Below are 6,028 nucleotides of genomic sequence, written 5' to 3' on the forward strand. Positions count from 1 at the left end.
TTCGGCGTCGGACGCATTGCCGGCGCCCTCGACCTCGAACTCGACCAGGGGGCCGCGCACCGGGACCATCTCGCCGGGCTGGCCGTGGAGGGCCAGGACCGTGCCGCTGACCGGGGCGGTGATCTCCACCGTCGCCTTGTCGGTCATGATGTCGGCGACGATCTGGTCCTCGGCGACCACGTCGCCGACCTTGACGTGCCAGCCGACCAGTTCGGCCTCGGCGGTGCCTTCGCCCACGTCGGGCAGTTTGAAGACGAAACGACCCATGTCAGCGACCTCCGCTCATGGTGGCTTTCAGGGCGTCGGCCACGCGTTGCGGGCCGGGGAAGTATTCCCATTCGAAGGCGTGCGGATAGGGGGTGTCCCAGCCGGTCACGCGCGCGATGGGGGCCTCCAGGTGGTAGAAGCAGCGCTCCTGGACCAGGGCCGACAGCTCGGCGCCGTAGCCCGAGGTCTTGGGGGCCTCGTGCACGATGACGCAGCGGCCGGTCTTCTTCACCGAAGCCTCGATGGCCCCGATGTCCAGCGGCACGAGGGTGCGCAGGTCGATGACCTCGGCGTCCACGCCCGCGTGCTCGGCGCCCGCCAGCGACACCCAGACCATGGTGCCCCAGGCCAGGATGGTGACGTCGGCGCCTTCCTTAATGATGCGCGCCTTGCCGATCGGTTCGACGTATTTGCCGGTCGGGACCTGGGCCAGGTCCTGGGCCTTCCACGGCGAAACCGGCTTCTCGTGCCAGCCGTCGAAGGGGCCGTTGTAGAGGCGCTTGGGCTCGAAGAAGATGGTGGGGTCGTCGTCCTCGATGCAGGCCGTCAGCAGGCCCTTGGCGTCATAGGGGTTGGACGGCACCACGACCTTCAGGCCGGCGATGTGGGTGAACAGGCTTTCCGGCGACTGGCTGTGCGTCTGGCCGCCGAAGATGCCGCCGCCGTAGGGGCTGCGGACGGTGATCGGCGAGGTGAACTGGCCGCCGGAGCGATAGCGCAGCTTGGCCGCTTCCGAGACGATCTGGTCGTAGGCCGGATAGATGTAGTCGGCGAACTGGATCTCCACGACCGGACGCAGACCGTAGGCGCCCATGCCGATGGCGGCGGCGACGATGCCGCATTCGCTGATCGGGGCGTCGAAGCTGCGGGTCAGGCCGTGCTTCTGCTGCAGCTGGTCGGTAACGCGGAAGACGCCGCCGAAATAGCCGGCGTCCTCGCCGAACGACAGGACGTTCGGGTCTTCCGACATCTTGGTGTCGATGGCCGAGTTGAGGGCCTGGATCATGTTCATCGGCACGACGTCGCCTTTGGGCGCGGTCGAGGCCGGGGCGTTGGAGGCGGTGACCATGTCGGGTTCGACGCCGTCGTTGCGGTCGGCTTCGGTGAAGGTGGTTTGCTCGCTCATGATCAGACTCCCACCTCGCGGCGCTGCTCGATCAGGCGCCAGTCCTCGGTCGCATAGACCTCCTCGAACATGGTCTTCACGCTGGGGCGCGACTGGCCGAGCGTGCCGATGGCCTCGGACTCCTTGCCGGCGGCGCGGACCTGGTCGACCGCGTCCTTCTCGGCCTCGGCCTGCTGGTCGTCGGACCATTCGCCGAGCGCGATCAGGTGCTGCTTCAGGCGCTCGACCGGATCGCCCAGCGGCCATTTCTCGTGCTCGTCGCCCGGGCGATAGCGGCTGGGGTCGTCCGAGGTGGAGTGCGGCGCGCCGCGGTAGGTGAACAGCTCGATGACCGTCGCGCCCTGGTTGGTGCGCGCGCGCTCCTCGGCCCACTTGGTCGCGGCCCAGACGGCGAGAAAGTCGTTGCCGTCGACGCGCAGGGCCGGGAGGCCGTAGCCGATGGCCTTGGAGGCGAAGGTCGTCTCCAGCCCGCCGGCGATGCCCATGAAGGACGAGATGGCCCACTGGTTGTTGACGACGTTCAGGATGACCGGGGCGCGGTAGACGGCGGCGAAGGTCAGGGCGTTGTGGAAGTCGCCTTCGGCCGTGGCGCCGTCGCCGATCCAGCTGATGGCGATCTTGTCGTCGCCCTTGTAGGCGCTGGCCATGGCCCAGCCGACGGCCTGCGGCACCTGGGTGCCCAGATTGCCCGAGATCGTGAAGAAGCCGTACTCCTTGGACGAGTACATGATCGGCAGCTGGCGGCCCTTGATGGGGTCGGCGGCGTTCGAATAGATCTGGTTCATCATCTCGACCAGCGGATAGCCGCGCGAGATCAGAAGGCCCTGCTGGCGGTAGGTCGGGAAGCCCATGTCCTCGCGGCCCAGGATCATGCCCTGAGCGACCGCGATGGCCTCTTCACCCGTGCACTTCATGTAGAAGCTGGTCTTGCCCTGCCGGTGGGCGCGGTGCATCCGGTCGTCGAAGGCGCGGGTCAGGATCATGGCCTTCAGACCCTTGCGCAGGGTCTCCGGGTCCAGCTTCGGATCCCACGGACCGACGGCCTTGCCGTCGTCGTCCAGGACACGGACCAGCTTGAAGGCGTGGTCGCGCATCTCGTACGGGGTGGTCGCCACGTCCGGGCGATCGACCGCGCCGGCGGGGTCGAAGCGCAGATGGCTGAAGTCAGGGGCGTCGCCCGGACGGCCCGAAGGCTCGGGCACGCGCAGGGACAATTGGGGGGTATTGGGCTTCTTCATTCCGTCCTGCTGTCCGGTTGATCCGACCGCGTTTTCCTCAAGCCTCGATCTAGCACGAGGCCCGTGCCAAGGCTCGCTCGATTTCGACCTTGCACTATGCCGATCAGGGGTATTTTATTGCGTCATAATAACAAGTGGAGAAACGCCTTGGCCGAAGAGCTGGATCCCGTCGACGCCCGGATTCTTGACATCCTGCAACAGGACGCCGGCCTGTCGGTCGCCGAGGTCGCCGACCGGGTCGGTTTGTCGGCCTCGCCGTGCTGGCGCCGGATCAAGAGGCTGGAGGATACGGGCTTCATCCGCAAGCGGGTGACCCTGCTGGACGCCGAGAAGCTGGGCCTGGACTTCGAGGTCTACGCCATCGTCAAGCTGAGCCTGCCGTCGCGCGAGAACCTGGACCTGTTCGAGGCCGCCGTGACCCACTGGCCGGAGGTGGTGCAGTGCGCCACGATCACCGGCCGCGAGGACTATGTGCTGCGGATCATCACCTCCGACATGCACGCCTTCGACAAATTCCTGCGCGAGAAGCTTCTCAGCCTGGCCATCGTGTCGGACTGCGAGAGCCACATCGTCACGCGCGGCGTGAAGAATGTGACCACCCTGCCTCTTGGCATCGTGACCCCGCACGTCGGATAGTGCCGTTCGGCTCGACAGGGCCGGACGGGGAAGACTGACATGATCGAGATGGTGATCGACGCGCGGCGCAAGGACCTGGGCGGGTTCGAGGTCGGACGCGTGCTGCCGTTCCATTCGCGCCGCATGGTCGGCCCGTTCATCTTCCTGGACCAGATGGGGCCGGCCGAGTTCGCGCCGGGGGCCGAGGCGATCAATGTGCGGCCGCACCCGCACATCGGCCTGTCGACCCTGACCTATCTGTTCGAGGGCGAGATCATGCACCGGGACAACACCGGCGTGACGCAGGCGATCCGGCCCGGCGAGGTCAACTGGATGACCGCGGGCAGCGGCATCGTCCACTCCGAGCGCACCGATCCGCTGAAGAAGAGCCAGGGCGGTCCCATGCACGGGATGCAGGCCTGGATCGCCCTGCCGACCGAGCATGAGGAGACGGCCCCGGCCTTCCACCACCTGGGGGAGGACGGCCAGCCCGCCTATGAGAACGGCGGCCTGTTCGCGCGGCTGGTGGCCGGCGAGGCCTACGGCGCCAAGGCCGCCGCGCCGATCTCGTCGCCGCTGTTCTACGTCCACTGGGAGCTGGCCGAGGGGGTGCGCACCGCGCCGCCGCCGGGCACGGGAGCCGGCGGCTATTCCGAGCGCGCCCTGTATGTCGCCAAGGGCGAGATCGAGGTCGGCGACCGGGTCTTCCACGAAGGCCAGATGATCGTGCTGGAGCCCACGGCCGAGCCGACGGTCAAGGCGATCCGCCCTTCGACCGTCATGGTGCTGGGCGGCGAGCCGGTCGGGCCGCGCGTGATCTGGTGGAATTTCGTCTCGTCCACCCAGGCCCGGATCGACCAGGCCAAGGAAGACTGGAAGGCCGGACGGATGGCCCTGCCCGCCGAGGACGACCTGGAGTTCATCCCCCTGCCCGACACGCCGTCGACGCCGGAGCCCGCGCCGACGAAGCCGGAACCGACCCACCCCGTCTGATCCGCCATCCAGGGCGCGGCGTTTATCGCGCCGCCACCCAATCGACGATGGTCTTCAGGGCCTGGGGGTCGAGGGTGGTGGCGATGCCGGCGTACTCCGCCGGCAGCCCGGTCACGGCCGGCTGCATCAGATGGTTCAGGTTCGGCAGGACCACGATCTCGGCCGAGGGCAGGATCGCGCGCAGGGCCGTCGCGTTCTGTTCGGCCGGGACCTGGGCGTCCTTGCCGCCGTAGAGGGCCAGCACGGGGATATGCAGCGCCGCCAGCGCCGGCCGGGGGTCGTGGGCGACGAACCAGCGGGTCCACGGGGCGCTGACCTGGGCGGCGGCGGCCTGGCGCTGGGCCTCGGGCAGGCCGGCTTCGGCGAAGATGGGATCGACCGCCGCCGCGACATCCCGCGCCGATCCGGCGTTGGCCGCAACGGCCGCCATGATCCGGGCCTGCAGGGCGACATTGGCCTCGACCGTCGCGGGCGGCAGGCCCGAAGCCTGCTGGATGGCGCGCGACTGTTCGACCAGCAGGTCGCCGCCGGACACCGCCGGCCCGGCGATCATGACGAGGAAGGCCACGTCCGGATCGGCCCCGGCGACCAGCGGCGCGATGGTCCCGCCCTCGCTGTGGCCGATCAGACCGATGCGGTCGTGCGCGATGTCGGCGCGCGCCTCCAGGAAGGCCACCGAGGCCTCGGCGTCGACGGCGAAATGGGCGCTGGTGGCCTCCGCGACCGGACCGGTCGAGCCGCCCACACCCCGGTCGTCGACGCGCAGCACGGCGACGCCGCGCCGGGTCAGGGCGTCGGCGAGGACCAGGAAGGGCTTGTGGTTGAAGACGGTCTCATCGCGGTCCTGCTGGCCCGAACCGGTGATCAGCAGGACCGCGGGAAAAGGGCCGGCGCCCTCCGGCAGGGTCAGGGTCCCGGCCAGCTGCACGCCCGGGGTTGGGGTCGCGATGACCACGTCCTGACTGCGATAGGGGAAGGGCGGGACCGGCGTCTGCGGCCGTGACGGCGCGGCGGCGGGCGTGATCACCGGCGGCGGCGGCGGCGCGGACGGCGCCAGCTCCATCACCCGGGTCAGGACCAGCGGCAGGCTGGCCCCGCCCTGGCTCAGCAAGCCGTTCACGGTCCGGCCGGCGTCGGTCAGCGTGCCTTCGAAACTTCCACCCGCGGCGGGCACGGCGAAGCGGACCACCCCGCCCTGCACCGACAGGCCGCTGACCGGCAGGCCGTTGACGCCCTGGTCCGGGCTGTCGATCGTCGCCCCGCCGACGGCGTCGACGTTGAGCACCACGCGCAGGCTTTGGCCGCCGACGTTCACGCGGCCTTCCCAGCGGCCCGCCAGCTCTCCGGCGGGGGTCTGGGCCCCGGCGATGGACACGGCGGCGGCGAGGGTCAGCGCGAGAATGGTCATGGGGTCCTCCGTGGGCCGAACCTAGGCGGCGGGCCGCCGGTCGCCAAGGCGCGACGCTTGGAATGGCGATGATCGCAATCCGTAACCGCCCCGGGTCTTGAAAGCCGACGGCGGGACCCGATCTGTCGGCCATGACCGCTTTCTCCGTACTCGACCTGTCGCCCATCGTGGAGGGCGGAGACGCCCGCCGCGCCCTGCTGGAAACCGCCGAACTGGCCCGGACCGCCGAAAGGACGGGGTTCAAGCGCTTCTGGCTGGCGGAACACCACAACATGCCCGGCATCGCCAGCGCGGCCACGGCGGTGGCGCTGGGCTTCGTGGCGAGCCAGACCCAAACCATCCGCGTCGGCTCGGGCGGGGTCATGCTGCCCAACCATGCGC

The 6,028-nt window shown here is 69.5% G+C and carries 7 protein-coding genes; 3 read left to right on the forward strand and 4 right to left on the reverse strand.

All coding sequences use genetic code 11. The features are described from left to right. The 3 genes from Q0C81_RS14740 to Q0C81_RS14750 all read right to left on the reverse strand — a co-directional run. Positions 1-267: biotin/lipoyl-containing protein (locus Q0C81_RS14740; protein WP_291839537.1), on the reverse strand; the 267-nt coding region annotated here is incomplete at its 3' end. Between the two features lies 1 nt (position 268). After that, positions 269-1,336, reverse strand: coding sequence for an alpha-ketoacid dehydrogenase subunit beta (locus tag Q0C81_RS14745; RefSeq protein ID WP_367118027.1), 1,068 nt, complete (start codon positions 1,334-1,336; stop codon positions 269-271). 59 nt (positions 1,337-1,395) lie between these two features. Next, complete coding sequence (locus Q0C81_RS14750) at positions 1,396-2,631, reverse strand: 3-methyl-2-oxobutanoate dehydrogenase (2-methylpropanoyl-transferring) subunit alpha (protein WP_291839542.1); 1,236 nt, start codon at positions 2,629-2,631, stop codon at positions 1,396-1,398. Between the two features lie 147 nt (positions 2,632-2,778). Between Q0C81_RS14750 and Q0C81_RS14755 the strand changes: the two genes are divergently transcribed. Both Q0C81_RS14755 and Q0C81_RS14760 read left to right on the forward strand, forming a co-directional pair. Continuing rightward, positions 2,779-3,267, forward strand: coding sequence for an Lrp/AsnC family transcriptional regulator (locus tag Q0C81_RS14755; protein WP_291839544.1), 489 nt, complete (start codon positions 2,779-2,781; stop codon positions 3,265-3,267). Between the two features lie 39 nt (positions 3,268-3,306). Further along, entirely contained in the window at positions 3,307-4,239 is a 933-nt protein-coding gene (locus Q0C81_RS14760; RefSeq protein ID WP_291839546.1) for a pirin family protein, read from the forward strand. A gap of 22 nt (positions 4,240-4,261) precedes the next feature. Here the strand turns inward: Q0C81_RS14760 and Q0C81_RS14765 are convergent, their stop codons facing one another. Then, the gene (locus tag Q0C81_RS14765; protein ID WP_291839549.1) at positions 4,262-5,647 is read right to left on the reverse strand and encodes a S9 family peptidase; all 1,386 of its coding nucleotides are present in this window, start codon (positions 5,645-5,647) and stop codon (positions 4,262-4,264) included. Positions 5,648-5,778: 131 nt separating this feature from the next. Between Q0C81_RS14765 and Q0C81_RS14770 the strand changes: the two genes are divergently transcribed. After that, on the forward strand, positions 5,779-6,028 hold a 250-nt coding region (locus Q0C81_RS14770; protein ID WP_291839553.1), incomplete at its 3' end, for an LLM class flavin-dependent oxidoreductase.

Source organism: Brevundimonas sp. (assembly GCF_023259385.1).
Taxonomy (GTDB): Bacteria; Pseudomonadota; Alphaproteobacteria; order Caulobacterales; family Caulobacteraceae; genus Brevundimonas.

Coding starts and splice junctions, on each gene's coding strand:
- Q0C81_RS14760 (WP_291839546.1), top strand. CDS start 3,307: ATGATCGAGATGGTGATCGACGCGCGGCGCAAGGACCTGGGCGGGTTC.
- Q0C81_RS14750 (WP_291839542.1), bottom strand. CDS start 2,631: ATGAAGAAGCCCAATACCCCCCAATTGTCCCTGCGCGTGCCCGAGCCT.
- Q0C81_RS14765 (WP_291839549.1), bottom strand. CDS start 5,647: ATGACCATTCTCGCGCTGACCCTCGCCGCCGCCGTGTCCATCGCCGGG.
- Q0C81_RS14745 (WP_367118027.1), bottom strand. CDS start 1,336: ATGGTCACCGCCTCCAACGCCCCGGCCTCGACCGCGCCCAAAGGCGAC.